Source organism: Streptosporangium sp. NPDC020072 (genome assembly GCF_040631445.1).
Taxonomy (GTDB): Bacteria; Actinomycetota; Actinomycetes; order Streptosporangiales; family Streptosporangiaceae; genus Streptosporangium.
This window is the reverse complement of record NZ_JBEYAB010000004.1, coordinates 370,011-395,867: the sequence shown is the minus strand read 5'-3', so window position 1 is coordinate 395,867 and position 25,857 is coordinate 370,011. Positions and strand designations below refer to the sequence as shown.

Annotated in this window: 24 protein-coding genes; 15 read left to right on the top strand and 9 right to left on the bottom strand. The window is 69.3% G+C overall.

Annotated features, from left to right (window positions below):
* Window positions 1-55: 55 nt before the first annotated feature.
* On the bottom strand, window positions 56-748 hold the full coding sequence (locus ABZ470_RS11450; RefSeq protein ID WP_362911243.1) for a gamma-glutamyl-gamma-aminobutyrate hydrolase family protein: 693 nt from the start codon (window positions 746-748) through the stop codon (window positions 56-58).
* Window positions 749-867: 119 nt separating this feature from the next.
* Between ABZ470_RS11450 and ABZ470_RS11445 the strand changes: the two genes are divergently transcribed.
* The 3 genes from ABZ470_RS11445 to ABZ470_RS11435 all read left to right on the top strand — a co-directional run bounded on the left by ABZ470_RS11445 (window position 868) and on the right by ABZ470_RS11435 (window position 4,157).
* Window positions 868-2,316: an aldehyde dehydrogenase gene (locus ABZ470_RS11445; protein ID WP_362911242.1), complete on the top strand. Its 1,449-nt coding sequence runs from the start codon at window positions 868-870 to the stop codon at window positions 2,314-2,316.
* Complete coding sequence (locus ABZ470_RS11440) at window positions 2,304-3,233, top strand: catechol 1,2-dioxygenase (RefSeq protein WP_362911241.1); 930 nt, start codon at window positions 2,304-2,306, stop codon at window positions 3,231-3,233. Before ABZ470_RS11445 ends, ABZ470_RS11440 begins: the two co-directional genes overlap by 13 nt.
* 78 nt (window positions 3,234-3,311) lie before the next feature.
* Window positions 3,312-4,157, top strand: a complete 846-nt coding sequence (locus ABZ470_RS11435; RefSeq protein ID WP_352014012.1) for a fumarylacetoacetate hydrolase family protein — start codon at window positions 3,312-3,314, stop codon at window positions 4,155-4,157.
* Between the two features lie 198 nt (window positions 4,158-4,355).
* On the opposite strand, the gene ABZ470_RS11430 is transcribed toward ABZ470_RS11435, so the two are convergent.
* The gene (locus ABZ470_RS11430; protein ID WP_362911240.1) at window positions 4,356-6,863 is read right to left on the bottom strand and encodes a M28 family peptidase; all 2,508 of its coding nucleotides are present in this window, start codon (window positions 6,861-6,863) and stop codon (window positions 4,356-4,358) included.
* Between the two features lie 459 nt (window positions 6,864-7,322).
* On the opposite strand from ABZ470_RS11430, the gene ABZ470_RS11425 reads away from it, so the two are divergent.
* A complete protein-coding gene (locus tag ABZ470_RS11425) occupies window positions 7,323-7,937 on the top strand; it encodes a dioxygenase (RefSeq protein WP_362911239.1) in 615 nt (204 codons plus the stop codon).
* A 129-nt stretch (window positions 7,938-8,066) separates the two neighbouring features.
* Here the strand turns inward: ABZ470_RS11425 and ABZ470_RS11420 are convergent, their stop codons facing one another.
* Both ABZ470_RS11420 and ABZ470_RS11415 read right to left on the bottom strand, forming a co-directional pair.
* Window positions 8,067-9,419 carry a DUF4276 family protein gene (locus ABZ470_RS11420; protein ID WP_362911238.1) on the bottom strand — a complete coding sequence of 451 codons (1,353 nt, stop codon included), beginning with the start codon at window positions 9,417-9,419 and terminating at the stop codon, window positions 8,067-8,069.
* Window positions 9,420-9,479: 60 nt separating this feature from the next.
* A complete protein-coding gene (locus ABZ470_RS11415) occupies window positions 9,480-10,241 on the bottom strand; it encodes a TetR/AcrR family transcriptional regulator (protein WP_352014015.1) in 762 nt (253 codons plus the stop codon).
* A gap of 87 nt (window positions 10,242-10,328) precedes the next feature.
* Between ABZ470_RS11415 and ABZ470_RS11410 the strand changes: the two genes are divergently transcribed.
* On the top strand, window positions 10,329-11,282 hold the full coding sequence (locus ABZ470_RS11410; RefSeq protein ID WP_362911237.1) for an ATP-binding cassette domain-containing protein: 954 nt from the start codon (window positions 10,329-10,331) through the stop codon (window positions 11,280-11,282).
* Window positions 11,279-12,082, top strand: a complete 804-nt coding sequence (locus ABZ470_RS11405) for an ABC transporter permease (RefSeq protein WP_352014017.1) — start codon at window positions 11,279-11,281, stop codon at window positions 12,080-12,082. Before ABZ470_RS11410 ends, ABZ470_RS11405 begins: the two co-directional genes overlap by 4 nt.
* Before the next feature lie 50 nt (window positions 12,083-12,132).
* Here ABZ470_RS11405 and ABZ470_RS11400 read toward each other — a convergent pair whose 3' ends face one another.
* Entirely contained in the window at window positions 12,133-13,839 is a 1,707-nt protein-coding gene (locus ABZ470_RS11400; RefSeq protein ID WP_362911236.1) for an amidohydrolase, read from the bottom strand.
* Window positions 13,840-13,998: 159 nt separating this feature from the next.
* Between ABZ470_RS11400 and ABZ470_RS11395 the strand changes: the two genes are divergently transcribed.
* The 4 genes from ABZ470_RS11395 (at window position 13,999) to ABZ470_RS11380 (ending at window position 18,209) form a co-directional block, all read left to right on the top strand.
* Window positions 13,999-14,934, top strand: a complete 936-nt coding sequence (locus ABZ470_RS11395; protein WP_352014019.1) for a TIGR03619 family F420-dependent LLM class oxidoreductase — start codon at window positions 13,999-14,001, stop codon at window positions 14,932-14,934.
* Between the two features lie 8 nt (window positions 14,935-14,942).
* Window positions 14,943-16,367, top strand: a complete 1,425-nt coding sequence (locus ABZ470_RS11390) for an aminobutyraldehyde dehydrogenase (RefSeq protein ID WP_362911235.1) — start codon at window positions 14,943-14,945, stop codon at window positions 16,365-16,367.
* Window positions 16,368-17,046: 679 nt separating this feature from the next.
* The gene (locus ABZ470_RS11385; RefSeq protein WP_352014021.1) at window positions 17,047-17,598 is read left to right on the top strand and encodes a sigma-70 family RNA polymerase sigma factor; all 552 of its coding nucleotides are present in this window, start codon (window positions 17,047-17,049) and stop codon (window positions 17,596-17,598) included.
* Window positions 17,595-18,209, top strand: coding sequence for a hypothetical protein (locus tag ABZ470_RS11380; protein WP_362911234.1), 615 nt, complete (start codon window positions 17,595-17,597; stop codon window positions 18,207-18,209). Before ABZ470_RS11385 ends, ABZ470_RS11380 begins: the two co-directional genes overlap by 4 nt.
* 290 nt (window positions 18,210-18,499) lie before the next feature.
* Here the strand turns inward: ABZ470_RS11380 and sigJ are convergent, their stop codons facing one another.
* Window positions 18,500-19,387, bottom strand: coding sequence for an RNA polymerase sigma factor SigJ (gene sigJ / locus ABZ470_RS11375; RefSeq protein WP_362911233.1), 888 nt, complete (start codon window positions 19,385-19,387; stop codon window positions 18,500-18,502).
* A 263-nt stretch (window positions 19,388-19,650) separates the two neighbouring features.
* On the opposite strand from sigJ, the gene ABZ470_RS11370 reads away from it, so the two are divergent.
* Window positions 19,651-20,025, top strand: a complete 375-nt coding sequence (locus ABZ470_RS11370) for a hypothetical protein (RefSeq protein WP_362911232.1) — start codon at window positions 19,651-19,653, stop codon at window positions 20,023-20,025.
* A gap of 303 nt (window positions 20,026-20,328) precedes the next feature.
* On the opposite strand, the gene ABZ470_RS11365 is transcribed toward ABZ470_RS11370, so the two are convergent.
* The gene (locus ABZ470_RS11365; protein ID WP_362911231.1) at window positions 20,329-20,829 is read right to left on the bottom strand and encodes an NUDIX domain-containing protein; all 501 of its coding nucleotides are present in this window, start codon (window positions 20,827-20,829) and stop codon (window positions 20,329-20,331) included.
* 22 nt (window positions 20,830-20,851) lie between these two features.
* Window positions 20,852-22,204, bottom strand: a complete 1,353-nt coding sequence (locus ABZ470_RS11360) for a tetratricopeptide repeat protein (RefSeq protein ID WP_362911230.1) — start codon at window positions 22,202-22,204, stop codon at window positions 20,852-20,854.
* A 297-nt stretch (window positions 22,205-22,501) separates the two neighbouring features.
* On the opposite strand from ABZ470_RS11360, the gene ABZ470_RS11355 reads away from it, so the two are divergent.
* The 3 genes from ABZ470_RS11355 to ABZ470_RS11345 all read left to right on the top strand — a co-directional run bounded on the left by ABZ470_RS11355 (window position 22,502) and on the right by ABZ470_RS11345 (window position 23,686).
* Entirely contained in the window at window positions 22,502-22,696 is a 195-nt protein-coding gene (locus ABZ470_RS11355; RefSeq protein WP_362911229.1) for a hypothetical protein, read from the top strand.
* A gap of 114 nt (window positions 22,697-22,810) precedes the next feature.
* Window positions 22,811-23,140: a hypothetical protein gene (locus tag ABZ470_RS11350; protein WP_362911228.1), complete on the top strand. Its 330-nt coding sequence runs from the start codon at window positions 22,811-22,813 to the stop codon at window positions 23,138-23,140.
* Window positions 23,141-23,461: 321 nt separating this feature from the next.
* Window positions 23,462-23,686, top strand: a complete 225-nt coding sequence (locus ABZ470_RS11345; RefSeq protein WP_362911227.1) for a BldC family transcriptional regulator — start codon at window positions 23,462-23,464, stop codon at window positions 23,684-23,686.
* A gap of 238 nt (window positions 23,687-23,924) precedes the next feature.
* On the opposite strand, the gene ABZ470_RS11340 is transcribed toward ABZ470_RS11345, so the two are convergent.
* Window positions 23,925-24,671 (bottom strand): phosphotransferase, encoded by a 747-nt coding sequence (locus ABZ470_RS11340; RefSeq protein WP_362911226.1) that lies wholly within the window; start codon window positions 24,669-24,671, stop codon window positions 23,925-23,927.
* A 322-nt stretch (window positions 24,672-24,993) separates the two neighbouring features.
* On the opposite strand from ABZ470_RS11340, the gene ABZ470_RS11335 reads away from it, so the two are divergent.
* A complete protein-coding gene (locus tag ABZ470_RS11335; protein WP_352014033.1) occupies window positions 24,994-25,815 on the top strand; it encodes a nitroreductase/quinone reductase family protein in 822 nt (273 codons plus the stop codon).
* The last annotated feature ends 42 nt before the right edge of the window (window positions 25,816-25,857 follow it).

Sequence of the window (25,857 nt, the reverse complement as noted above, 5' to 3'; positions counted from 1 at the left end):
CGATCAATGCAGCAAACGCCTGGGACAAGGGTGAATGAAATAGGAACAATCACCCTTAATTTCGGGAGGCGGTCACCAGGGCGTCGAAGAGGCACTGGTTGGCCGGGTCCTTCGCCGCGGTGTCCTCCGGGTGCCACTGCACCCCGAGGAACCACCCGGCCGCGTCGGGCAGCTCGGCCGCCTCGACCGTGCCGTCCACGGCGTGCGCCACCGCCACCAGGCCCTCACCCAGCCCGGAGGCGCACTGGTGGTGGTAGCACGAGGCGCTGATCCGGCTCTCCCCGGTGATCCCGGCCAGCAGCGAGCCCGGCCGTACGGTCACCGGGTGCACCATGTGACGGTGGTCGGCCTCCATGTGCTGCCGGAGCCTGCCGCCCCGCAGCACGTTGACCACCTGCAGCCCCCGGCAGATCGCCAGCGTCGGCAGGCCGGTCGTCAGCGCGTACTCGGCGGCGGCCAGGTCGAAGGCGTCCTGCTCGGCGTCCACGTCGTAGACCGTCTCGTGCGCCATGGCCTCGCCGTACGACTGCGGGGCCAGGTCGCCGCCGCCGGGCAGCAGCAGTCCGTCGGCCACCGCGAGCCGCTCGGCCGCCCGCTCGGCGTCGACCGGGTGCATGAGGAACGGCTCCCCGCCCGCCCGGTACACCGCGTCGGCCAGCGCCCGGGCGGTGACCACGGCCTCGTACCGCAGGGCGGAGGTGGTGGCGGCGAAACGCGACGGGATCGCGATGAGCGGACGTCGAGACATCCCGGACTCCTTCAAAGGTTCATTTGAAGCCAAACGGTACCCTAGAGCTCCCCCTAGGTCTTGACCTGCCATTGCGGCTCACCCTAGGTTGTTTGGAGCCAAACGATTAGGAGAAGCGGATGGCCACTGTCGCCGGTATCCCCGTCCACGGCGATCACTGGATCGGCGGCGAGCGGGTCGGCTCGCCCACCACGTTCGACGATCGCTCCCCCATCGACCAGTCCCTCCTCGCCCAGGTCGCCCGGGGTGGGGCGGCCGAGGTCGACGCCGCGGTCGGCGCCGCCCACGCCGCCTTCCCCGCCTGGGCCGCGACCTCCCGGGCTGAGCGGGCGCGGTTGCTGCACGCGATCGCCGACGGGGTCGAGGCCAGGCTTGAGGACCTGGCGATCGTGGAGACCACCGACAACGGCGCCCTGCTGCGCTCCCATCTGCGGGGGGTCATGCCGCGGGTGGCGCACAACTTCCGCTTCTTCGCCGACTGGCTGCTGGAGCTGGGCCACGAGGACTTCGAGACCCGGGGCCACACCAATCACGTCAGCTGGGACCCGGCCGGGGTGTGCGCGCTGATCACGCCGTGGAACGCGCCGCTGATGCTGGCCACCTGGAAGATCGCGCCCGCGCTGGCGGCGGGCAACACGGTGGTGCTCAAGCCGGCCGAGTGGACGCCGCTGACCGCCTCCCTGCTGGCCGACATCACCGCCGAGGCCGGGCTGCCCGCCGGGGTGTTCAACGTCGTGCAGGGCTACGGTGCCGAGGCAGGCGCCGCCCTGGTCGCCGACCCCCGGGTGCGGCGCATCAGCTTCACCGGCTCCGTGCCCACGGCCCGGACCATCGCCTCCGCCGCCGCCGCGAACCTCACCCCGCTGTCGCTGGAGCTCGGCGGCAAGTCGCCGCTGATCGTGTTCGCCGACGCCGACCTGGACCTGGCCGTGAACCTGGCGGTCGAGCAGTACGACAACGCCGGGCAGGTCTGCCTGGCCGGTACCCGCCTGCTCGTCGAGGAGTCCGTCGCCGAGGAGTTCACCGCCCGGTTCGTCGAACGCGCTCAGGCCCTGAAGCAGGGTGACCCCCGGGACCTGTCCACCGACCTGGGCCCCAACATCCACCCCAGGCACCTGGAGCGCATCGACGGCTTCGTCCAGCGCGCCCTGGAGGCCGGGGCGAAGGCCGTCATCGGCGGCGGCCCCAACACCGACCTGGGCGGCCAGTACTACCGGCCGACCCTGATCACCGGTGCCGCCGAGGGGAGCGAGATCCTCACCGAGGAGGTCTTCGGGCCGGTGCTGACCCTGCAGACCTTCACCGGCGAGCAGCAGGCGGTGGAGATGGCCAACGGAACCCGGTTCGGGCTGGCCGCCACCCTGATCACCGGCGACCAGGAGCGGGCCGAGCGGGTCAGCGCCCAGCTCGTCGCCGGGACGGTGTGGGTGAACTGCTTCTTCGTGCGTGACCTCAAGGCGCCGTTCGGCGGGTCCCGGGAGTCCGGGGTCGGCCGTGAGGGCGGCACCTGGAGCTTCGACTTCTACTGCGACGTGAAGAACACGGTGAGCGCGCCATGGGCCAGGTAGTCGGGGCGGGCCTGCTGGCCCACGTGCCCACCATCGTCCTTCCCGAGGCCACCCGGCGGGAGCTGAACAACGGCCAGGAGATCACCCTGGTCACGGGCCTGCGGCAACTCCGCAAGGACGTCTTCGAGACGGTGGACTACGACACGGTGGTGGTGCTGGACTCGCACTGGGCCACCACGGTCGAGTTCGTCGTCACCGCCCAGCAGCACCGCGCGGGCCTGTTCACCTCCGAGGAACTGCCCCGCGGCATGTGCCGGATGCCCTACGACTTCCCCGGCGACCAGGAGCTCGCGCACGCCATCGCCGCCAGGGCGGCCGACCACGCCACCTGGATCACCGCGATCGAGGACCCCTACCTGCCGATCTACTACGCCACCACCAACCTGTGGACGCATCTGGGCGTGGCCGGTAAGCGGTGGGTGAGCATCGGGGTGTGTCAGACCGGTGACGCCGAGGACCACCTGCGTCTCGGACGCGCCCTGGGGGACGCGATCGCCGCGACGGACCGCAAGGTGCTGCTGATCGCCTCCGGCGCCCTGTCGCACACCTTCTGGCCGCTGCGGCATCTGCGGGCGCACGAGGCCTCCGGTCCCGAACACATCATCACCCCCGAGGCCCGCGCCGCCGACTACGAGCGGATCGGCTGGTTCAAGGAGGGCGATCACGCCCGGGTGCTGGACACCATGCCGGAGTTCGCCCGGTTCAAGCCGGAGGCCCGGTTCGGCCACTACCTCATGATGATCGGCGCTCTGGGTGAGGGGGACTGCACCGCGCCGGGCCGGCAGTACGGGGAGTACGAGAACTCCGTGGGCACCGGCCAGGTCCTGTTGTGGTTCGACCCGCCCGCGGGCGGTTTCCCGGCTCCGCACCGCACCGACCCCTCCAACGACCCCTATCCCTACCCTTACCCCGGCTGACCTGCGCGTTCCGGTACCGTCGTGGGACGGCGCCCCAGTTCTCGCTTTTTCCGACTCTCAACGTGGAAAGGGCCGTTGATGCCCGAATATCGCAGAATCCTGCTCGACGGCGCCGCCACCCAGGTGCGGCGTGAAGGCGACGAACTGGTCAGCGCCGACGGGCGGGTGGTCGGTGTCGAGGAGGCCGTGCACCTGCCGCCGGTCGTCCCCTCCAAGGTCGTCGCGGTGCACCTCAACCACCGCAGCCGGGTCGAGGAGTTCATGACCACCCTGCCCGACGCCCCGACCTACTTCCACAAGCCCACCTCCGCCCTCAACGCGCACAAGGGCGCCGTGGTCCGTCCCGAGCGCTGCAAGTACCTCAACTACGAGGGTGAGGTGGCCATCGTCATCGGCCGCACCGCCCGTAACGTCTCCCCCGAGGAGGCGGGCGACTACATCGCCGGGTACACCATCGGCAACGACTACGGGCTGCACGACTTCCGCGACACCGACGCCGGGTCCATGCTGCGCGTCAAGGGCTCCGACACGCTGTGCCCGCTCGGCCCCGGCCTGGTCACCGACTGGGACTTCCACCACAAGCGGCTGCGCACCCTCGTCAACGGAAAGGTGGTGCAGGACGGCTCCACCGACGAGATGGAGTGGGACATGCACTACCTGGTGGCCGACATCGCCCGCACCATCACCCTCTACCCCGGCGACGTGCTGCTGTCGGGCACCCCGGCCAACTCCCGCCCGGTCCAGCCCGGTGACGTGGTCGAGGTCGAGGTCGAGGGGCTGGGCAAGCTGACCAACCACATCGTGACCGGCCCCGCGCCGATCCGCGACGACTGCGGCGCCCAGCCGACCGAGTCGGAGGAGGTCATCTCCACCACCTTCGGCGGCGACTGGGAGTTCCGCGGCATCCGCGCGCCCCAGCGTTAGGGCCTGTTTTGCGGATCCCCAGAGCCCGCCCCGGCGGAGCACGTCGGGAGGTCAGGGGCCTGCGGCCTTGTCCGGCAGGCCCCTGACCGTGTCTGCGCCGGGGCCGAGGGAGTACGGGGGCAGGTGAACCCCGGCCGGAGTGATCCGGCCGGGGTTCACCCGTTCAGGCGCGCGTCACAGCGGGTGTCATAACGGGTGTCACGGCTGGGGCTGCGCGAGGGTCGGTCCGGTGCTCGCGGCCGCCCGCCAGATGGCGTAGAGGGTGGCGTCGGCGGCCCGGTCCAGGATCGTGTCGCTGATGTTGCTCGTGGTGTCGCAGGCGGAGTGGTAGCAGGAGTCGTAGGGCTGGTTGGCCGTACCTCCCCACTTGGAGGCCTGGGCGTAGGTCTTACGGGCGCTGGCCCCGGCCGCGACCCCGGAGGTGGGGATGCCCCCGTTGCGGAAGGAGGCGTCGTCGGAGCGGTTGGCGCCCTCGACGTTCTCCTCGGTCTGGACACCGATCTGGTTGTAGAAGGCCTTGAGATCGGCCGCCGCCGCGGTGGAGATGTTGTTGATGAAGTAGCCGCCGTTGCGCGAGCCGACCATGTCGAAGTTCAGATACCGCTTGATCTTGGAGCGCCCGGCCGAGCCGAGCGAGTTGACGTAGAACTTCGAGCCGAGCAGACCCTGCTCCTCGTCGGTCCACCAGCCGAACCGCACGTGCTTGGCCACGGTCGGCCTGTACTGGGCCAGGGTCAGCGCGACCTCAAGCAGGCTGGCGGAGCCGGAGCCGTTGTCGTTGATGCCGGGACCTGCGGAGACGCTGTCGAGATGGGCACCGGCCATGATGACCTGGTTGACGTCACCGCCCGGCCAGTCGGCGATCAGGTTGGGACCCGCGCCCCGGCTGCAGCCGCTGGTGCAGCTCTGCCGGGTCACGGTGTAGCCCGCGGCGCGCAGCTTGTTCTCGATGTAGGTGACCGAGGCGGTGTAACCCGCGCCGGTCGAACGGCGGGTGCCGCCGTTGCTCGACGCGATGGACTGGAACTGCTGCAGGTGGGCCTTGACGTTGGCCAGGCTGACCCCAGGGGGGTCACCGGGTCCCGTGGGGGCCACCACCGGCGTCACCGTGGGGACCGGGACCGGGGGCGGGGTCGGCGTGGCGGAGGGGACGTTGACCGCTCTCCAGGCCGCCCAGACGGCGGCGTACTCGACGCTGCGGGAGCCGTACAGCTCGGCCGCGGCGGCGAGGGTCGCACGGTGGACGTCGCTGTGACGCCAGGTCGAGGTCCTGCGCAGCAGGGCGTTCAGGAAGATCTTGCCCGCCTTCTTGATGCCGATGCCGGCCAGGTAGGGCGGACCGGAGCAGACCGGGCTGTTCGGCTTGCCGCCGCCGGGGTGGGTGCCCTCGGCCAGCAGGTAGAACCAGTGGTTCTGCGGCCCGGCCGCGGCGTGCACCTCGGTGATGGGGATCGTGGAGGAGTAGCAGTTGGGCGCGCTGTCGATCAGCGACGGGTTGGCCATGTTCCTGATCGGGCCGGTGCCGAGCAGGTCGACCTCCTCGCCGATGGTGTAGTCCGGCGGGTCGCCGGGGACGTTCGCGTAGTGTTCGAGCAGCGTGCCGAAGATGTCACCCGCCGACTCGTTCAGCCCGCCGAACTCGTTCCCGGTGCCCATGCTGCCGCTGCCCGCGAACTGGAAGATGGCGTGGCCGTACTCGTGGCCGATGACGTCCAACGCGGTGGCCTGCTGGGTGTTCGCCCGGTTGCGGCCGAAGACGGCGTAGGAGCCGCTCCAGTACGCGTTGGCGTCGTTCATGCCGACCCGCGTCGGGAAGCCGCCGCCACGGCCGTTGAAGCCGTTGTAGCCGAACCAGTCGCGGAGCATGTCCCACATCTTCTGGGCGGCCCAGAAGGCGTCGACACAGCCGGTCTCCAGGCTGGTGCCGGTTCCGTCACCCCAGGAGTCGACGTCCTTGGTGTACGGCGCGCCGTTCTGCCCACCGCAGGCCAGGCCGTTGCGGGTGGGGTCCTTCATCGTGTACGAGCCGGCGGAGCCGGAGGTGGAGATCGTCACCTGGCCGTTGTAGAAGCCGTTGCCTGTGCCGTACTTGACCAGGTCGTAGGCGTCGATGACCGAGCCGTCGAGGGCGTCGACGAAGACGTGCTGGACGCTCGGTTTCCCGTCGGCGACGCCGGAGACCGCGACCTCCCAGGCGAGTCTTTCGCCCTTCTCCCCGGCCCGCACCACGAGCCTCGGCTGCTCGGCCTTGTCCACCTGGGACAGCCTGGCCTTGGCGGCCTTCAGGGCGCTCCTCGTGCTGACCTTCGGCGTCAGCGCGACGTCCCCGGTGGGGCCGGTGGCCGCGACGGTGTCGATGATCTTTCCGGCGGCGTCGGTGACGACCACCGCGTCGCCGCCGACCACCGGCAGCCCCTTGTAGGCGCGCTCGTAGCCGACGTACTGCGTGCCGTCGGCGCCGGAGGTCACGCCGGTGCGCTCGAAGCTCTCCTCCGGGCCCCTGCGTAACGCGCCCAGCCCCTCGGCGACCGCCTTGTCGGCGGCCTGCGCGGCCAGCGCCCTGGGGTCGCTTCCGGGGTCGGCCGTCGTCGCGTTCGACGTTCCCGGGGTGGTCTGTCCGGCCGCGTTCACGGGTGCCGTGTAGAGCGTGGTCGCCGCGACCGTGGCGACACCCACCGTCACCGCGATCAGTCCCTTACGTTTCATGCGTGTCGTTCCTTCCTGGCTTCCCCGCCTGCCTGGCGTTCGCTGGAAACACCGGGCGCCGACGCCACCGGAAACATCCGGAAGGTACGGAACATCACGGGGATTGGGGGGCAGAAAAGGGATACGGTTCTAACTTTGCCGGCCAAACGGTAAGCACTAAGTGGCCACCGAAAAACCGCCGCCACATGCGTGGCCCAGTAGAAGAAGCTACGTATCCTCCCCCGAAAAAACCACCCCTGTGGCCAGGGAGATCTCGCCCCCCAATTACCGAAATTTCACGAAAAGGAAGGCACTATATCGGGGGTACGACGCCTCGGACAATGAACAGCCAGGGGGTATTACCCGAGACTATGGACGCCCGTTGGGTGCAAATGATCTCAATTCCATGCGACCTTAAACAAACCGGCTCCTGCCGTTCTCCGAGGAACCGGACACCCCCCGCACGCCGAGGAGACCACCGTGGGCGCCGATCGCGTAACCGACGAGACCGAGAACGGCATCAGCAGGAAGACGCTGCTGAAGGCGGCCCTGATGGGTGTGCCGATCCCGCTGCTGCTCGGCCAGGCCGCACCCGCGCTGGCCGGGGAGACCGGGCGCCTCCTCGACCCCACGCCGTTCTGCGACGACGACCCGACCGTCCAGCAGCCCGTGGGCGTCCACTTCAGGCCGAGCTCTCCCGCGCGCAACGTCTTTCCCGGCTCCGGCACCCCGCTGAAGGTCAGCGGTTTCGTCGTGAACCGCTCCTGCGACCCGCTGCCCAACGTCCTGATGGACTTCTGGCACGCGGACAGCCAGGGAAAATACGACAGCGTCGGGTTCGCGTTCCGCGGCCACCAGCTCACCGACCCCCGGGGCGCCTTCAAGCTGACCACGGTCGTGCCCGGCGCCTATCCCAGCCGCACCCGGCACATCCACGTCAAGATCCAGGCCCCCGGCCTGCGGCTGCTGACCACCCAGCTCTACTTCCCCGGGGAACCGCGCAACAGCGTCGACGTCCTCTTCGACCCCCGGCTGCTCCTGAACATGTACGCCGGCAACGGAACCTACGTCTTCGTCCTCGACTCCACCGGGTGAGCCACCGGGTCACACCGTTCTCTCGCCCTCCAGCACCCGAAGCACCCACGCGTCCAGATGCGGGCAGTCACGCCGCAGGGCGGCGAGGCCGTGATCCGCGATGGCGAGAGGCCCGTCATGGGTCTTCCGTTATCCCGGGTACGCCGCCAGGATGCGCTTCGAAGGGGCGGTCTCCCCTCCGTCGGTGACCAGTTCGGGCCCTCCGGCGCGTTCGGCCTGCTTGCGCAGGGCGTCGGCGACATCCGGCCTGCCGAGAAGCTCCCCCAGCTCTTTCGCCGCGGCGAACACCCACGTCTCCGTCTCGTGCAGAACAAGGTTCGGAACGAGACGCGGGTCATCGTCCAGCGCACGATGGACGGCCCTCTCCACATGCTCGACGCGCGCGTGAGGCGTCCCACTCGGAAGGTCGTCCATACCAGGGGTGTCCCGGGGAAGGCCGTAGTAGGAGTAGTCGTCGAGCCATTCCCGGAGGGCCTCGGGCTCCGGCCTGCGCAGGACCGTTTCCCCCTCGTCCCTCTCGGCCACCACGAGGTCGTCGAGGGAGAACTGGTTGAGCAGGGTCACCGACTGGGTGGCGATGACGATCTGGCTGCGGGTGGCGGCGGATCTCAGCATGTCCGCCAGCTGGACGATCGCGAACGGGTGCAGTCCCAGCTCGGGTTCGTCCAGGGTCAGCAGGGCGGGGGGCCTCGGCTGCAGAAGAAGTGTGGTCAGGCAGATGTAACGCAGGGTGCCGTCCGAGAGGGCCTCCGCGGGGAAGACCGCGTCGACGCCCTGCTGGTTCCAGCGGAGGCTGGTCCGCCCCTTGGCGTCCTCCACCAGGACGAGGTCGCGGAAGAACGGCGCCATCACCCGCACCGTGCTTCGGATCCGTTCGTAACTCTCCGGGTGTTCCCTGCGCGGGTACAGGAGGAAGGCTGCGAGGTTTCCCGCATCCGGCCGCAGGAAGTCCTGGCCGTCCACGTAGCCGAGCTGTTTGACCGGGGCGTTCCTGCTGGTGTCCTGGAAGTGGAAGACCCGGCACCCCCGCAGGATGTCCACCACGTCCTCCGTATCCTCCGGCGCGGTGTGCAGGAGCGTCTCCCGATGACCGCTTCCGAAGGAGACACCCCACCGTTTGGCGAGGCCCGAGCGCCGACGGGTGATCCTCTCCTGTTCGAAGATCAGTGTGTCGTTCGCCGCGGCAACCAGCACCGCCTCGTAGCCGCTCGTCACCTCACCGTCTCCGGCCTGGATTCCCAGGACGATGGATCCGCCCGCCTTGGCCCCCGCGTGCAGAAGGGCCTGTGCGCCTCCCCTGAGGCCTACCTCAAGGCCGAGCTCGCCGTCGGCGATCCTGCCGAGGAGTTCCACGGCGGCGATGAAGTTGCTCTTGCCCGCGCCGTTCGCCCCCACCAGGAGCGTGATGTCCCCCAGCCGGACATCGGCCTGGCGGATCGAGGTGTATCCCTCGACGTGGATGTTCTGGATCTTGCGCGGCATATCCCAGGCGTACGGTCCAACTTCCTGGACAGGACGACTTCCTGGACGGTTCCGTGGTGGTCAGCCCTCCCGGCCGGTGATCAGGGTGGCCACGCCGTCGAGGATGCGGTCGAGGCCGAAGGTCAGGGCGACCTCCGGGTCGGCGGGGGCGTCGTACTCCTGGCCCGCTGCCTGGCCGACCCGGGAGGCGACGGGGAACCTGCTCTCGTCGGCGACCTTGTCCAGCAGGGGCGCGTTGGCCACCCACCACTCGTCGTCGGTCAGGCCGCTGTCGCGCCGGGCCTCCTCCAGGCTCGCCCTGGTCCGCGCGGTGCCCTCGACGTGGGTCAGGACCAGGGTGAGGACGGCGTCCATCTCCAGGTCGGTCAGGCCGATGCCGTCGAGGGGCCGCAGCTCGGCCTCGTACTTGAGCACGGCGTTGGGTCCCAGGGCGGGGCGGCCCCCCGTGACCTGCAGCATCCAGGGGTGGCGTAGGTAGAGGTCCCAGTTGCGCGCGGCGACGAACCGCAGCGCCCCCCGCCAGCCGCCGGGTTGTGCGGAGGGCGCGTCCACGTCGTCGTAGAGCCTGCCGTACGCGGTGTCGACCATCAGGTCCACCAGCTCTGTCTTGCCGGGCACGTGGGTGTAGAGCGACATGGTGCCGACCCGCAGCCGCTCGGCGACCTGGCGCATGGAGACGGCCTCGATGCCCTCGGTGTCGGCCAGCTCGACGGCGGCCTCGACGATCGCGCGGATGGTCAGCCCGGACCTTCCCGGCCTGCCGTGCGCCCCCCACAGCAGGGCCAGGCTGCGGGCGGGGTCGGCGCCCTTTCTTCCGCTCACGGGAACAGTCTCCAAACCTTCGGCGTTGACCCCACTATAGTCATTCAGTACGGCGTACGGTACGCCGTACGAAAGAAAGGGGTGCACGTGGGGCGACCCGAGTTCACGATCGACGCCGAGGGTGTGCGCAAGCGCTACCCGAAGGCGCCGGAGGGGACGGGTTTGAATGGGTTCGACCTGCGGGTGCGGGCGGGCTCGGTGCGCGGGCTGCTCGGCCCGAACGGGGCGGGCAAGACGACCGCGGTCCGGATCCTGGCCACGCTGCTCGAAGCCGACGCCGGGCGGGTGAGCGTCGCCGGGTTCGACGTCGCGACGCAGGCCCGGCAGGTCCGCCGGAACATCGGGCTCGTCGGGCAGTACGCCGCGGTCGACGAGGTGCTGACCGGACGGCAGAACCTCGTGATGTTCGGCAGGCTGAACCACCTGCCCTCCCCGGTGGCCAGAAGCAGGGCCGAGGAACTGCTCGAACGCTTCTCCCTGACCGAGAGCGCCGGCAGATCGGTCGCGACCTACTCGGGGGGCATGCGGCGCAGGCTCGACCTGGCCGCGAGCCTGATCGTGGCGCCGCCGGTGCTGCTGGTCGACGAGCCGACGACCGGTCTCGACCCGGCGGCCCGCGCCGAGGTGTGGGAGGCGGTCCGCGAGCTGGCCGAGTCGGGCACGACCGTGCTGCTGACCACCCAGTATTTGGAGGAGGCCGACCGGCTGGCCGACCGGATCTCGATGCTCAGAGCCGGTCGGGTCGTCGCCGAGGGCACGCCGGACGAGCTCAAGGCCACCGTCGGCGGTGACCGGATCGACGTCGTGCTGTCCGGTGGCGACGACGTGACGACGGTGCTCGGCCTGGCGGGCCGGGTCGCCTCCGGCGAGCCGTACGCCGAGGGTGACCGGGTCAGCGTGCCGGTGGCCGGGCGCACCCGCGCGCTGGCCGAGCTGGTTTCGGCGCTGAACGAGGCGGGCGTCGAGCCCCAGGACATCACCCTGCGCCGTCCGACGCTCGACGAGGTCTTCCTCAAACTCACCAAGGAGGTCGTTCGATGACGGCACTGTCCACGGTCGGCTGGGCCTTCGCGGACACCTGGACGATCACCAGGCGCGACCTGAACCACTGGGCCCTGCGGCCCGGCACGGTCGCCATCGGCTGGGTCTTCCCCGTCATGATCGCGCTGATGTTCGGCGGCCTGTTCGGCGGCGCGATCGAGGTGCCCGGCGGGGGAGGTTACTTCGACTTCCTGATGCCCGGGATGTTCGCCATGACCGTGTTCTTCGGGCTGGAGAACACCATGATGGCCGTGACGACCGACGCCGCGAAGGGCGTGACCGACAGGTTCCGCTCGATGCCGATGAGCTCACTGGCCGTCGTGGCGGGCCGCTGCGTCGCCGACATGCTCAACTCGGTGGTCGGCCTGGCCGTCATGGTCGGCGCGGGGCTCGCGCTCGGCTGGCGCTGGCACGAGGGACCCGGCCCGGCCCTGGCCGCGTTCGGGCTGCTGCTCCTGCTGCGCTTCGCCCTGCTGTGGGTGGGAATCCTGGCGGGCCTGGCCGCCGGTGGCCCGGAGTCGGTGACGGCCGTGCAGATCCTGGTCTGGCCGGTGGGCTTCCTGTCCAACGTCTTCGTCGACCCGGCGACCATGCCCTCCTGGCTGGGCGCGATCGCCGAGTGGAACCCGCTCTCGGTCACGGCGGCGGCCGTACGGGACCTGTTCGGAACCCCGGGCTTCGAGGCCGGGTCCTGGATCACCCTGAACGCGATCCCCATGGCCGTGGCGTGGCCGCTGCTGCTCGTCGCGGTCTTCCTGCCGCTGTCGGTACGGAAATATCGCCATCTGAGCAGGACATGAAAAAGGGACCGTCCCGGGCGCACCCCCGGGACGGCCCCTCGCCTGGTGGCTCAGCTCCCGGCGCGCTCGTAGACGACCTTCCCGCCGAGGACGGTCAGGTCGACCGGGATGTCGGCGTAGTCGTGCGGGTCGCCGGCGCGCAGGTCACCGCCGAGGACGCACAGGTCGGCGATCTTGCCGACCTCGACGCTGCCCTTCCAGGACTCGGCGAAGTCCTGGCGGGCGGGGTTGATCGTGTAGGCGCGCAGCGCGGTGGCCAGGTCCACGCACTGGTCGGGGCCGCTGACCTTGCCGGTCGCCTTGGACTCGCGCAGCATCATCGAGGCGACGGCCTGGCGCCAGTTGGGCTCGGTGATCGGCGCGTCCGAGCTTGAGCAGACCGCGACGCCCGCCTCGACCGCGGAGCGGACCGGCCACTGGTACTCGGAGCGCGCCTTGCCGAGGATGTCGTCCATCATGTCGGCGGTCATCCACTTGATGCCGGGGTTCATGTTGACCGAGTAGCCGTGCGCGGAGAGTTTGGCCAGGCTCTCGGCGGAGACGAAGTCGCCGTGGATGAGGTAGTGCCTGGCGTCCGGCCTGGGGTGGACCTCGTTGGCCGCGACGAAGGCGTCGACCACGGCGTCGATGCCCCGGTCACCGGTGACGTGCACCCCGAGCTGGTAACCCGCGGCGTGCGCGTGCCTGATCATCTCCCGCAGCTCCGCCTCCTGCAGGGCGGCGGTCGCGCCGTGCACGCACAGCGAGCCGTAGCCTCCCGCGCTGCCGTACGGCTCGTGCATCCAGGCGGTCTCGTTGGGCGGGACACCGTCGGCGAAGATCTTCACGCCGATGACCGACAGCAGGTCGGGGTCGATGTCGTCGGGCACGCCGAGGCCTTCGAGCCCGGCGACCAGGTCGGCCGCGGAGCCGCCGATGGCGGCGGGCAGCAGCAGGACCCTGACCCTGGCGGCCAGTTCCCCGGCGCGGGCCAGCTCGATGTAGGCGTCCAGGGACTCGGTGCTGAGGCCGCCGCCGAGGATCTGGGTGCCGCCGGGGCCGAGGCCGGGCTCGGTGTAGCTGGTGATGCCCTCGGCGTGCAGGGCGGCGACGGCCTGGCGGATGGCCTCCTTGCGCTGCTCGACGCTCGCGACCGGGATGAGACCCTGCACGAGGGCCTGGGCGGCCTCCTTCAGGATGCCGGTCGGCTCACCGTCGGCGTCCACCTCGATCACCCCGCCGGCAGGGGCGACGGTGTCGCGGGTGATCCCGGCGATCTCCAGTGCCCGGGAGTTGACCCACAGCATGTGCGCGGAGAAGTCGGTCAGCGCGACCGGGTGGTCGGGGGAGACGGCGTCCAGGTCGCGGTGGTGCGGGCGGCGGGACGGGTCGGCGAGGGCTTCGGCGAGGTAGCCGAGGTCCCAGCCGAGGCCGGTGATCCACTCTCCCTCGGGGGTGGTCTCGGTGGCCCGCCGTACGGTCTCGGCGATGTCGGCGATGGACCTGACGGCGGGGTAGCCGACGCTGAGCGCGAAGGGCGGCCTGGTCAGACCCCAGGCGGCGCCGTGCAGGTGCGAGTCGTTGATGCCGGGCAGGAGCGTACGGCCCGCCAGGTCGATCACCCGGGTCTCCGGTCCGGCCAGCGCCTCGATCTCCGCGGTCTCACCGACGGCGAGGATGCGTCCGTCCCGCACCGCGACCGCCTGGGCCACGGAGAAGTCGGCGTCGACGGTCAGGACGTCGCCGTTGACCAGGATCAGGTCCGCTGGTTGGGACATCGGAGGCCTCCAAGGGGTTGTTTGAATGAATGTATGGACCCAAATGACTCTCCGTCAATGGGGGGCCGCGCAGCTCACGGCGTACAAACCTTGCCAACACCCACCCCCGGGACATACCGTTTGGACCCAAATCTTTAGACGACAGGCGGAGGCGTGCCCGTGGCGACCCCGAAGATGCTGCTCATCCTCAGCGAGAACTGGACGATGACGCCGGGCGACGACCTGGCCTCCGTCGTCCGGTGGGCCCGTGAGGCGGAGGACGCCGGATTCGACTCGGTGATGCTCAGCGAACACGTGGTGCTCGGCCCCGACTCCGGCGCCCTGGGGGTCATGCCCAACCCCAGGGAGTACGCCCTGCCCGGCAACCAGGACCCGAAGACCTCCTGGCCCAACTCGATCGTCCTGCTCAGCGCCATCGCCGCGGTGACCAGCCAGATCCGGCTCGTCGCCGGGGCGATCCTGGCCCCGCTGCGCCACCCGCTGCTGCTGGCCAAGGAGATGGCCACCCTGGACCGGCTCAGCGAGGGCCGTCTCGTCGTGCTTCCCACGGTGAGCTGGAGCCGCGACGAGTACGCCGCCCTCGGCGTGCCGTACGACAAGCGCGGCAAGCTCCTCGACGAGCACCTGGCCGCCTGGGACCTGCTCTGGAAGGAGTCCCCGGCGAGCTTCGACGGCGAGTACTACCCGTTCGAGGACGTCTACCTGGAGCCCAAGCCCTTCCGCCCCGGCGGTCCCACCCTCTGGTTCGGCGGCCAGACCCTGCACGGCCCGCTGCTGCGGCGCCTGGTCCGCTACGGCCACGGCTTCAACCCGCTCGGCAGGCCCAAGCCCGAGGAGCTCGACCTGCTCGCGAACGCGATGCGCGAGGCCGGACGGGACATCTCCGAGCTTGAGATGATCGGCGGCACCCGGGCGATCTTCCCCGACAACGACTCGGTCGCCGACCTCGACCAGGCGCTGTCCACCATCCCCGACCAGATGGCCCAGGGCTTCGACACCTTCTGCATCAAGCCCTCCCAGTTCACCGACGACCCGCACGACGTCGCGGCCTTCTGCCGCCGGGTGATGGCCCGCGTCGAGACCCTCACCAGCTAAGGAGACGCATGGACACGCTGCGCAACGTGATCGGCGGGCAGAGCGGGGAGCCCGCGGGCGGCGAGTGGATGGACCTCGTCGACCCGGCCACGGAGAAGGTGTACGGCCGCGCGCCCCGCTCGACCGCCGACGACGTCGCCGCCGCGGTCACCGCCGCCACCGAGGCCGCCCGTTCCTGGCGGCGCAGCACCCCGGCCAGGCGGCAGGAGCTCCTGCTCGACCTCGCCCGGTTGATGGAGGAGAACCGCGACGCGCTGACCGAGGCCGAGGTGCGGTCCACCGGCAAGCCCCGCGGCATCACCCGCCGCGTGGACGTCGGCGGGTCCATCGACGCCATCCGCTACTTCGCCGGCGCCGCCCGGGTCCTGGAGGGCCTGGGCGCCACCGAGTACGCCGAGGGCCACACCTCGTTCGTACGGCGTGAGCCGATCGGCGTCGTCGCCCAGGTGACGCCGTGGAACTACCCGCTCATGATGGCCGCCTGGAAGATCGGCCCCGCCCTGGCCGCGGGCAACACCCTGGTCATCAAGCCCGCCGACAGCACACCCGGCTCGACCGTGCTGCTCGGCGAGCTGTGCGCGCAGGTCTTCCCCCCCGGCGTCGTCAACGTCGTCTGCGGCGACCGTGACACGGGCCGGGCGCTCGTCGAGCACCCCGGCGTCGAGATGGTCGCCATCACCGGTTCGACCCGCGCCGGGATCGAGGTCATGCGCTCGGCCGCCGACGACCTCAAGGACGTCCACCTCGAACTGGGCGGCAAGGCCCCGGCCGTGGTCTTCGCCGACGTGGACGTGGTCGAGACGGCCCGCTCCGTCGCCGAGGCCGCCTTCTTCAACACCGGCCAGGACTGCACCGCCGTCACCCGCGTCCTGGTCGAGGAGAGCGTCGCCGAGGCCTTCACCCAGGCTCTCGCCGAGGCCGCGGACGCCCTGACCGTCGGCGCCCCCGACGAGGAGGGCGTCTTCCTCGGCCCCTCGAACAACGCCGCACAGGCCGAACGGGTCGCCTCCTTCGTCGAGGGGCTGCCCGGCCACGCCCGCGTCGTCACCGGCGGCCACCGCCTGGACAGGCCCGGCTACTTCTTCGCCCCCACCGTGGTCGCCGGGGTCCGCCAGGACGACGACATCGTGCAGCAGGAGGTCTTCGGCCCGGTCGTGACCGTGCAGTCCTTCGCCGACGAGCGGGAGGCGATCGAGCTGGCCAACGGCGTCCCCTACGCCCTGGCCGCCAGCGTCTGGACCCGCGACACGGGCCGGGCGATGCGGCTGACCGCGGAACTGGACTTCGGCGCGGTCTGGGTCAACTGCCACCAGGTGATCATCCCCGAGCTGCCCCACGGCGGCTTCAAGCACTCGGGAACCGGCAAGGACCTGTCGCGGTACGGCTTCGACGCCTACACCCGGATCAAGCACGTGATGATCAGCCACTCCTGACTTCCGGTCGTGAGCCTTCTGTCCGGAGGAGGCTCGCCGACCGGGGTTTCCGACGAGGAGGGGGCGCGCCCAACGGGCACGCCCCTTCCGCTGTTTCCTTCCCATCCGGCCTTTCCACCTGGGCTCTTCCAGCCGGGATTTCCGCTTGGCGCCTTCCGTCCGGACCTTCCACCTGAGGCCTGCCCGCTGAAGCTTTCCGTCCAGGGCTCTTCCAGCTGAAGCGTCTGTTTGGGGTGTCAGCCGTCCTGTGTCCAGAGGCGTAGTCTCTCCGGGTTGCGGACCACCCAGATCCGGGCGGCGTGACCGTCGGCGACGTCGAACGCGGCCACGGTCGTGACGACACCGGCACGCCGTTGACCGGCCGCTCCAGGAGTTCGAGCTCCGGGGCCATGTCGCGACCATGTACCGGGCGATGCGTGGGCCGCGGTGGACCCGGTTCTCACCGGACGAGCCGACCGAAGCAACCGGTACCGACGCCTCCGTCACCCTTGCGAAGGGCGGCGAGGTGGTCGCGCACAGGGCGGGTGCCCATGTTCCCGCCCTGTGTCGTGCCGTGTGGCGTTTCGGCCTGGGACGACGGCGCCGCTCCAGCCGGGCCGAAGGAGCGGATCCGCCCCCTGTAACCCTTTGGGAGATTCTGACCAAAGGGGGTGTTAGCCAACGAAGGGGGGCATTGCCAGTGCTTCGCAAACAGGCGGAGATCGCCACAGATCACGCGGCGTTCGAAGCCTTCTACCGGCGGCACGTCGATGCGGTCACCCGCTTCCTCGCACGACGCGTCGACGACCCGCACACCGTGGCCGACATGGTGGCCGAGGTGTTCATGGCGGTGCTCAACTCCGCCCACACCTACCGGGCCGAGCAGGGGACCGAGCTGGCGTGGCTGTACGGCGTGGCACGCAACAGGGTCTCGACCGAGCGGCGGCGTTCGTTCAAGGAGTGGCGGCTGGCGAGCCGGATGAGCGGGAGGCGACCACTGGACAGTGACGACATCGCCAAGCTTGAGGAGCGCATCGACGCGGAGCAGCCCGCCAGGCGGCTCTTCACGGCCATGGCCGGCCTGCCGAAGGGGGAACGCGCCGTACTCGAACTGGTCGTCATCGACCAGCTCACGGTCACCGAGGCGGCGGTGGCCCTCGGCATCCAGCCGGGGGCCGCCAAGGTGCGGTTGCACCGCGCTCGCCGCAGGCTGCGGGGATTGCCCTTCGTTCTGGAAGGAACACTGGGATGAGTTTCGAGGAACAGATACTGATGCAGATGAAAGCCGAGATCACCGCGCGCGCCAACCGTCGACGCATCGGTCGCCGCCTGCTCACGGGGGCGGCGGTGGCCGGGCTGGCCGCGGCGGCGACGATCGCGATGCCGCTGCTGACCGGGTCGGAACAGGCCGCGTACGCGGTGACCAGGAACACCGACGGCACGATCAACGTCAAGCTGAACGAGTTCAGGGACGCCGACAAGCTGGAACAGGATCTGAAAAAGATGGGGGTGTCCGCGGACATCACCTACCTCAAGTCCGGTAAGGCGTGCCAGGGGAACAGGGGAGACATCGTTGGGGGCGCATCCCCGGAGGAATGGGAGGGCTCCGCGTCCGCCAAGGCCGTTCGCCTGCTGCCTCACGGAGGAGGGTTGGAAATCGACCCTCGGTATGTCGGAAACGGACAGACCCTGGTGATGATGCTCACCGAGAACAAGGACCGAGTGTTCGGGCCGGAGAGATCGGGGACGCAGTGGCAGCTCCCCACCTACGTGGTCAATGGCCAGGTCAAACCATGCGTTGTGGTCGACGACCCGCTCTGGAACGACGTCGACGGCTCCGGCGGGCCCCCGGCGGGAAGCTGAACCCGCCAGGAGTGCCCCGGGCCGTCCAGGCGCCTTCCACTCCTTCCGCCCCGACCGTGGCCGCCGGGGTCCGCGATCAAGCCGTGGTGATCGGCCACTCCTGACGGCCTCCCCTTCAGGTCGCGAGCCTCCTGGTCCGGAGAAGCGAGCCTCCTAATCCGGAGGAGCGGCCTTCTGGTCCGGAGGAGCGAGTTTTCTGATCCGGAGGAGGCTTTCCGATCGGGGAGGTCTTCCATGAGGAAGGGACGTGCCCACCAGGCACGTCCCTTCTTGTGTTCTCCGCCGGAGTGTCAGCCGTCCTGTGCCCAGAGGCGTAGTTTCTCCGGGTTACGGACCACCCAGATCCGGGTGACGTGACCGTCGGCGACGTCGAACGCGGCCACGGTCGTGACCACACCGGCACGCCGGGCCACCAGACCCGGCATGCCGTTGACCGACCTCTCCAGGAGTTCGAGCCCCGGGGCCATGTCGGCGATGGCGACCATGTACCGGGCGATGCGCGCGCCGCCCTCGACCGGGTGCGGTACGGTGCCGACCGCTCCCCCGCCGTCGGCGACCATCACGGCGGCCGGGTCGAGGAGGCCAACAAGGGCCGTGATGTCCTTCGTCTCCCACGCCTCCTTGACCTGCCGTACCGCGTCGGCCCGCGCTGTCGTCGCCACCGTCGGGGCCCGCGTGCCGTCCACCCGCCGCCGGGCGGAGGCCGCAAGCTGCTTACAGGCTGCGGGGGTCCGGTCGAGAACGTCGGCGATCTCGGCGAAGGAGTAGCGGAAGACGTCGTGCAGGACGAACGCCACCCGTTCGGCCGGGGTCATCGACTCCAGGACGACGAGGAAGGCCATGGCCACCGACTCGTCCAGGACCAGCTGGTCGGCGGGGTCGGCGCCCTGGCCGTGGCCCCACTCGGCGCGGTCGGGCAGCGGCTCGGGCAGCCACGCGCCGACGTAGCGCTCACGCCGGGCCCGCGCGGAACCGAGCACGTCCAGGCAGACGCGGCCGGTCACGGTCGTCAGCCAGGCGCCGGGGGACGCGATCTCCTCCCGTTTGCCGCGCGGCAGCGCGTACCAGCGCGTGTAGGCCTCCTGTACGGCGTCCTCGGCCTCGGCCAGTGAACCGAGCAACCGGTAGGCGACATTGATCAGTTGGCGCCGCTCAGCGGCCGTCCCAGCCGTGTCCATGCTCCCGGCCGCCTCCTCGCCTTACCTTTCGCGGGCCTGCGTCGTCGGACTGATGAGACCTTATCGATCCACTACCTATGGGTACTTTTCAGCACTATCCAACGATCCCTGGCGCATCCAGATATTTCCGGACACTTCAAGATCTTTTCTGGCGCTTCAAGGCACTTCCGGGTGTCTCAGGGCACTCTCAGGCATTTTTTGGCCCTTCAGGGCACCGGCAGGCACTCTAAGACACTTCCAGGGCGGAACAGGGGAACCGTGACATGGCCACTCAGGCGACAGCACAGCGCAACTTCTCGTTTCTGCGGATCGCGATCGCTCTGCAGACCCTGACCATCTTCGTCCAGGCGACCTCCGCCGGGCTGCTGCTGTCCACCTCCTACGGGGAGACCCTGCACAGCGCCGGAGCCCGCGTCATGTACGGAGCGTCGGTCCTCTACGTCCTCGCGGCGATCCTGGCCTGGAAGCCAGGCGGCGGCTCCCCCCGCCCCATCCTCCACGCCGCCGGCTTCCTCGTCCTGGCCTCCGTCCAGGTACTGCTCGGCATCGCCCACATCCCCTCGGTCCACCTTCCCCTGGGCGTCCTGATGTTCGGCCTGAGCCTGCTCGCCCTGGCCCGGACCTGGCGCAGGCCCTGAACCCGTGTTCCACCCCCTCGGCCGCCAACCGCCTTTCGTGGCACACGAAGGCGCGATGGCCCGAGTCACGAACTCTTCAGGGTGATGAGTGGCCGGTGTCGCACTGTGCGTCCTGGCGGGAGAGAGAGTTGCGAACCTTTGAGGGTGATGCAGTGAGGCGAGGATAAAGTCCCAGGCCAGACCGGGCGCCGCAGGAGCGGAAGTTGCTGTTTCTCAGCAGTCCGGCGGTAGTGCAGAGGCGCAGGCCAGAGCGTTGATCATCCTGATGCCTGGCCGGGCCCTATAACGCTTCCCTTCCTGCGGTCAGTTCCAGGAGTCGAGGGAGATGTCCGGGCCGCCTGCCAAATAGCGGTGTAGGGCGCTGGCCGTGGTGGAGACGAAGTTCTGTGGTAGTTCCGTGGTGGGGATCCACCGTACCTGGGCGTGTTTGTGGGGTTCGCCGTTGGTCAGGGTGCCCAACCATTCGTGTACGGCGAAGACGACCGTCAGGAAACCGTTGGGCGCCTCCACTCCCCGCGCGCCGTGGATGACGTGGGCCAACCGCAGTGACTCGGGGCGGACGACCAGGCCGGTCTCCTCCTGGAGTTCCCGGATCGCGGTCTGGGTGATGGGCTCCCCCGGCTCGCTCTTACCGACGGGCAGGTCCCACATGCCCTGGGCGAACTTCGCGTGAGGGCCGCGCTGGAGCAGGACGACCCGTTCGGTTTCGCGGTCGTGCACGATCACCGCCGCGACCAACAGCGTCATGGCCTCCGTCGCGGGCGCCAGAGGCCGAGATGGAACGTCGGTACGCGGTTCGGTCATGCCGGTCCCTTCTCGAAGGATGTCAGGCCAGCGCGTCTCGGACTCGCTGGTCCAGTTCGGTGGCCCCGGGGACCCCGCGTCTACGGTAGATCGTCAGACTTGATCTGATCGAGGCGAGAGCTTGTCTGGTTCGGTCCGAGGAGACACCCTCCATGAGGTCCACGGCCTTTCGCCAGGTGGCTACTGCTCCGTCTGTCCGGTTCTGAGCGGCGAGGCTGTCACCGAGATCAGCGTAGGTAAGTATGTGAACGCGCTTGTACTTTTCAGCGTCCCAGCGGATCAGTGCCGTTCGATGCTGTCGTTGTGCTCCGCCGTGATCGGCCAGGTCGCTTAGCGTTCTGGCGGTGTGGCTGACGACGGTGCCGGAGGCGGGGCCGCTGACCAGAGAGAAACCGGCCTGGGGTTCTCCTTGTCTGGTGAGCGCGTTTTCCGCAGCAAGAAGAGCTTGTGCCGCAGCTGTCTTTTCGGCCGATGCCGCGTGTGCTCGGGCGTGGGTGATGTGCAGCAAGGCTTCGGTTTGGCCGTCGAGGGCCCCTCTACTGCGGATGAGCGCCTCCTCGATAAGGGCGACGCAGTGATGTGGCTGTTTCATGCTTAGGGCTTGTTGGGCGAGAGCACGCATCATCCAACTCGCATGACCCCTGGGATCGGCTTCGTAAGCGAGCTGGTAGCCCACCTGGTAATAGCGTTGAGCAGCGCCTTCTTGACCGAGGTCGTGATGCTTCCCCCCTGCGAGGTAGGCGAGTTCCGCGACGGCTCCGAAGGCTCGGCGGCGAACCCGTTCGTTCGGAAACCGTGCATTGAGCATGGGGGCTGCGGTGTCGGCCAGATATGCGGTCACAGTGGTGAGGCCATGACCGCCTCCCAAGCGTTCGTCCGCCGCGCTGAAAACGGAGGTGATCTGTCGAACGACGTCAATCTCTTCTGTCCCCACCAGTACGGTGCCGGTGCGAGCCCGGAGCAGGCGAGAGACCGGCTCATGGTCGTAGCTCAGCGGCATGGCGACACCGGCGGCTGTGAAGGTCGCAACGGCCAGGAAGCGCCGACGTTCGACATCGGCGCGTCCCAGGTTCGTAGCAGCGCGCACGGGGTCAATGTCGGCGGCCAGGGGGTCTTCGGCTGTTACGAGGCCTATCTCGGTCAGGGAGACCAGTCGCCCCATTCGGCGGGAAAGAGCTTCGGCGATGTACTGGCCGGTTTGGCCCGAAGGTCGGGCGCCGTCGATCCAATGGGCCACAGCCGACTTGTTGGTGCGTAGAATTTCTCCATTTTCGGCAGCTATGCGCCGAATTGCTGAGGCCAGAGCATCATAGGTCCATTCGGCCTCTGCGATTGCTTCTTGCAGTCGTCTGTTGGGCTCTTTGGTCACTGTCACGGCCCCTCCCTTCCGAGAACGTAAACCCCGTATACCACTCTCCGTGCCGCCCCCCTACTCCCCGAGGGTTTTTGGCGCTTCACTAATCATCAGTCGCCCAAGCGACCAGGCGCCCTGAGCCTGACTTCCCGGGGTGATGCAGCCCCAAATCTGCCCAATAAGCACCCAATCGATAGAACGGGAATGAGCATGCCCGGCTCATACAGCGTTTCCCGTAGCTTCCTTCTCGATTTCACGGACAGGCCAGTCCGGTCATCGCGAATCCCGGATTTCTTCCCGATCGAATGGAGGGCCGCCATGAAGGACACACGGCGCACATTGACCGAACCGGCAATCCCTGGCTGGCGGTTGATCATCAGCGACACCGGCCGGTTCTGGGCCATCCGCAACCGGGCTTTCCCGCGTACGGCGTTGCGCGCCGGGGCGGAGCCGACGGTGGACGCCGACACCTTCGAGGCCTTCGTTGGCTCGGCGGAGGTGTCCGGCCTCTGAAGTGCGGGGTCGGGTCGTGGCCGAAGGGCGTTCGCCGGACGGGAGGGCGGCATGACGCTCCCGGCCTGGGCTCCTCGTCAAGTTTCTGAGTTTTCAGATCGAACCTGTAACTCCGTGCAGACGGCTCACCCGGACTGGCTCGTCTTCCACAGCTCGCGGTCCGGCCTGTGGAGCGCCTACCGGAGCGCCCTGTCCGGCAGGCCGTACCCCGGGAAGGTGCTGTTGGTGCGGGCCGAGTCCGCCGAGGAACTGGATCGCAAGTTGAGCGCCCAGGTGCTCCCGGTGGTGCCGCCGAGCATCCAGGCCGTCGCCGTCGCCCGCGCCATCCAAACCGCTCAGGTCAGGCAGATGGCCCAGGTTTCCCGGGTTGTTCAAGCTGTATGCCCGGGTCAGGCCGCCCAACCGGGGCGATCCACGGCACTGCGCAGACTTCTGCGCTCGTGAAGCCGGTACGGCGGGCGGTGGACGTCATCCCACCCGTCGCCCGCCGTACCCATGAACGTGCGGCTCAGGCGGGAGGGGTCTGGGCCGCACACCTCCGCGAGACGGCTCCCACACGCGCCGGACATGACAGGGCGTGTTGGGGAAGGAGGGAGCCGTCTGGCGCACCGGCCTTGCCGTCGTGGAAGGCCGGTCCTCCTCCAGGGTGCCCGGCCATCTTGCTCCCCGGCTCGGGGCCGGGCACCCGCCTCGCGAAGACGAGATCCTCCACCGCAGCAGCTACTGAACGCCTGCCCACCGCACCAGTCCCTCCAGGAGAACCGCATGTCCCCACTCAAGGTCGTCGCCCCCGACGGGACCTTCGCCACCGGGCCGGACACCACCGAACGCCTCCTCACTCCTGGTGAGGTCGCCCGCATCTTCGGCGTCGACCCCAAAACCGTCAACCGCTGGGCCCTCACCGGCCGCATCCCCTCGGTACGCACCCCCAGCAACCAACGCCGCTACCGCGAAACCGACATCAACACCCTCCTCAACACCTCGCCTTGATCATCACTTTCCGCCCTTTCGAGTGGCGGCAGATCATCCCAGCGCGGGGATGGTCCCCGCCTCTTCGAGCTCGCCGAGGCGTTCGCGGCCGAGCTGGAGTTCTCCGTTGGTTGAGGGCCGAACGCGTGAGCCTACGACTGTTGTTCGGCCCATTCAGCGACATCCACAAAGCGTTCATCATCTGTCGGCGACGCCTCATCCACCGATCGTTCCTTCTGGCGGTCGGACCCGTGAAGCCTCACAGCCGGGATCTCAGCACGTCGACCTCACAGCCCGGTGCGAACGGGTCGAAGCCGTGCTCGGTCAGCCAGCGGACCCCCAGCAGGCTGCGCAACGACCACCACGCGCGGATCACGTCCAGGTCGACGTCGGTGCCGTATCCGGCGACGACGTCGCCGAGGTGCTCCTCGTGTCCGAGCGTCAAGGTGGCGAGGTCGAACAGGGCGTCGCCCTGGCCCGCCTCGGACCAGTCGATGACGCCTGTGATCTCGTCGCCGTCGACGAACACGTGAGCGATCTGCAGGTCGCCGTGCGTGAACACCGGACTCCAGGGCCGGAACGCGGCCTCGGCGACCTGGCGGTTGCGGGTGACCAGGTCGGCGGGCAGGACGCCGTTCGTCACGAGCCACTCGCACTCGCCGTCGAGTTCCGCCGACAGATCGTCGACGCCCCGGCCTGCCCGGCCGAGCCTGGGCGGCGACGGCGCGTCGTGCAACCTCCGAACGGCGGCGCCCGCCGCGGCCCACGCCGCCGGGGACGCGGCCGACGGCTCGCCGAGGCGGCCGAGCGCCATCCCCGGGACCGCGGCGATCGCGAGCACCGGCGGCCTGTGCCACAGGACCTCCGGAGTCGGGACCGGCGCCAGGGCCATCGCCTCGACCTCGACGTCGATGCGCGCCTGATCGGCGTCCACCTTCAGGAACACGTCGCCGACGCGCAGGGTCGCGCGCTCGGAATGGGCGACGACCACTTCGACCTCATCCATGGACGACCAGTCTCCCGAGGGCGATCGTCGACGTCACCGGGTTTTTCGCGTGCCCGGCCACCAGGCGCCCTCGCGCGGCATCGGCCGCCGCCCAGGTCAGGGCCACCACTTCGGCAGGCCACCTCGGGAAGTCACCGGCACCTGAAGTATCACTTTTGCGCGAAAAATCCCGATGAAGTAGCGTTAACCGCGTGACTGCCGGGTCGGCCTTGGGCCACGCACCAGAGAGCAGCCCGGCTGACGCTTGATCGCCGGGCGGGCCAGGGGCCCGCCGCATCCTTCTCCATTCAGTACGGCAAGCAGGATCGACCAATGGAGAAGAGTGGATTTCAACAAGCAGGTCATCGACGAGTTCCGTGCCAACAACGGCCAGGTCGGTGGCTATTTCGAGGGAGCGAGACTGCTCCTGCTCACGACCGTCGGCGCCCGTTCGGGCAGGCCGCACACGAACCCCCTCGGCTACCTGCCCGACGGCGGCGACCGCATGCTGGTCATCGCCTCCGCTGGAGGGTCCCCCAAACACCCGGCCTGGTACCACAACCTGAAGGCCAACCCACGGGCCACCGTCGAGACCGGGGTCTTCGACTTCGACGTCGTGGCGGAGGTACTGGAAGGCGAGGAGCGTGACGCGGCGTTCGCCCGCGCCGTGGAGGGCGACCCGGGCTGGGCCGAGTACCAGGCCAAGACGACCCGCGTCATCCCGGTCGTCGCGCTTCGCATCGCCGGGCCGCCCCGGAGCAACGCGCCGTCGGGCGGCGCCTACCTCAGGCTGGTGCACGACGGCTTCCGCCGCGAACTGGCGCTGATCCGCAAGGAGCTGTCCGACTCGGGACGGCCCGGCCTCGGTGTGCAGCTCAGGATCAACTGCCTGACCGTCTGCCAGGGCCTGCACCATCACCACATGGGCGAGGACACCATGATGTTCCCCGTCCTCGCCGAGCAGCACCCCTCGCTCGCCCCGGTCCTCGAACGGCTGGCAAAGGAGCACGAGCGCGTCGCCGCACTCGTGGAGGAGCTGAAGCGGGCCCTCTCGGGGGACGATCCGCTGAAGGTGCGGGCCGAGATCGAACGGCTCGTCGACGAGCTCGAAGCGCACCTGACCTACGAGGAGGAGCAACTGATCCCGGTCCTCGACCTCGGCTGAAGGCCCGCCGTACCAACAAGGCCTGCCGTACCGATACGGGCC